This window comes from Pseudomonas sp. Irchel 3E19, from assembly GCF_900187585.1.
GTDB lineage: Bacteria > Pseudomonadota > Gammaproteobacteria > Pseudomonadales > Pseudomonadaceae > Aquipseudomonas > Aquipseudomonas baetica.
This window is the reverse complement of sequence record NZ_FYDT01000102.1, coordinates 1-2478: the sequence shown is the minus strand read 5'-3', so window position 1 is coordinate 2478 and position 2478 is coordinate 1. Positions and strand designations below refer to the sequence as shown.

At 49.8% G+C, this 2478-nt stretch carries 2 protein-coding genes and 1 pseudogene; all 3 read left to right on the top strand.

What is annotated here, in order from left to right:
* The first annotated feature begins 220 nt into the window (after positions 1-220).
* Complete coding sequence (locus CKW18_RS29535; protein WP_095191976.1) at positions 221-658, top strand: hypothetical protein; 438 nt, start codon at positions 221-223, stop codon at positions 656-658.
* A gap of 4 nt (positions 659-662) precedes the next feature.
* On the top strand, positions 663-1643 hold the full coding sequence (locus tag CKW18_RS29530) for a hypothetical protein (RefSeq protein ID WP_141233178.1): 981 nt from the start codon (positions 663-665) through the stop codon (positions 1641-1643).
* Positions 1644-1878: 235 nt separating this feature from the next.
* Positions 1879-2259 (top strand): annotated as a pseudogene (locus CKW18_RS29525) (transposase); the annotation flags it as partial.
* Between the last annotated feature and the right edge of the window lie 219 nt (positions 2260-2478).

Here is a 2478-nt window from a genome sequence, read left to right as displayed (position 1 = left end):
CAACGAGCACTCGGCCAAGCCGTTCAAATGGAACAAGACGGCAGAGGCCATCATCAGCTCGGTACATATGGCAAAGCTGAGCGTGATGAAAAATAAGCTAATGAATTAAGCGCTCGGGACACTAGAGCCATTCAAAATAAAAAATTGCGACTAATGTTGATATATTGAAATTTGCGTGCACGGCTGAATAGTGAAGTATTTTTAGAATAGGCTGAGTTAGATGGATCAATCGAGATTTACCAAAGATCTGCCGCATGGCCTGGATGAGCTGGTTATCGAGATGTTGACAAAGATGGGGTTGCCATCCGAAACCGTCCACAACTTGGATGCCCATAGCACTATTGCCATACAGATCCACGATATGCCCGACGTAATGCTATCCTTGATAAATAATCGTTTGTGGCTCTGGAGTCTATTGCCAGGACTTACTGAGTCCCGATTATTGGACGAGGCAGCGGCAGTACTTTCTTTTATCACCACTCCAGTAGAGGGGGTCGAAGGAGGCCAGCTTACCCTTGGTATGGGCGAGCAAGGTTACGAACTGAAGGCCATGGTCGATTTGGATCAACTACAAAAGGAAGATTGGCTACAGATTGTATTTGTTGGTTTCGCAAATCAACTGGCCGCTATTTGTCATTCGCTTCGTTTAGGAGAGTAAATCCATGCCAAACATTTTGGGAGTCAATTCGGGCCAAGGGATTACAGCCCTGTCCCCAGCCTCGGTTTCCCACCAGGCCAGTGCTGGTCAGATTACTGGAGCAACGACCAGTTTTTTAAACGGGCCATCCTCCCAATCCAGAATTGGAGTGATGTACGCCCCCTTTGCGTCGAAGGACATAATGATTATGGCCTTGGGGCAAAATATTCCCAAGGCAGCTCAGGGAAAAGAGCTCTTACCACTGATAGTCAAAAATGATCATGATAAGACAACTTTAGAGCAGTATCGGCAAGCCATGATCCAGCATTATACTGAGAGGAGCCAGTTCCCTAACATAATTGAATCAGAAATGCAGAAGACTGGCTTCGCCCAAGAAGTGTTTCGTGAACAAATAGGGCCGGCGGCCTTCGACAAGGCGATGTCTGGCGCTCTTAAGTTTGGTGATCAGGCTGACATATTGAAGCGTATAGACATCAGAAGTAATGACGGGGGGGAGGCACTGGCTGGGCTGCATCCGCAACAGCACAAATTGTATATCCTTGGTCATGGTGGTCCTGGCATGAACATTCTGGCAGCTGATTCGGCGTGTAATAATGGGATGGTGAGTGCAGCGGAGGTTGCACAGCACCTGAAAGAGGGGGGGCTAAACAAGGATTTCAATGATTTTCGGGTAACTGCCTGTTATAGCGCAGATACTAGATCGCCTACCTCCTTCCACCCCAAGGATCTTGAGCGGGCTGCCCAATCTGATGTTCAGCGGACTGGGTTCTTGGGACTGCTTGGCAAAAAGAAAGTGATGGCTGAACCCTTTGCCCAGTCCTTGAGCAATGAGCTGAAACGAACTGGCTTTGAACGTCCAAGTGTGACTGGCTATCACGCGGCGGGGGTCACTATTTCAGGAGAACATCATTCCCGACGCATCCCGGATAGCCAAGTCAACGATGTACGCTCCTCTACAGTAAGGCAGCGTTTTATTCCTGTCTGATAGATGTAACATTTGATTTTATCGGCTTTTATCACCCTGTACTGATGATATCTAGTGTCCTGATAGGGTAGTTCTTTAATCTAAAAGTCCAGGATTCATTGAACGAAGCCATTTAAATAGGTAAATGAATTAACCATGCAGGACACTAGGGATTCTCCGATCAAGTCAGCACAGGCCATCTGACCTGTGCTGCAATAGCCCTCCGTCCAACTGCCCTCTACAAGCCCGCCATCCCATGAGTCAGATGAGCTTTTCCGATTTCGAATACGCCGGTAAGCGCAAGCAAACCCGTCGCGAGCGTTTCCTGGCCGAGATGGAACAGGTGGTGCCGTGGAGCGGTTTGGTGGCATTGATCGAGCCGCATTACCCAAAGGCGGGCGATCGCCGCAAGCCGTATCCACTGGAAACCATGCTGCGCATTCACCTGGTGCAGAACTGGTTCTCGTTGAGCGACCCAGCCATGGAAGAGGCGCTGTACGAGATCACTTCGATGCGCCAGTTTGCTCGTCTGACGCTCAGCGCTCCGATCCCCGAAGATACGACGATCATGAATTTCCGACACCTGCTGGAGAAGCATCAGTTGGCGGTGGGCATTCTGGAAACCATCAACAATTACAACGAAGGAACTTTTTTATGTTCTGCCATCCACCTGTCCGAACGCGCTTTACAACTGTCCTGATGGCTGAGCTGCTCTTGCTTGCTGGCGCGATGCATGTCCCGACGGCCGTAGCGACCGAGCCTCAAGTTGAGGTGACGCAGCTGCTGAAAACAACGCACTCGTGGGACGGGGTTCAATATCGCACGTATCCAGATGGCCAGCCGGAAGTATCGGTAC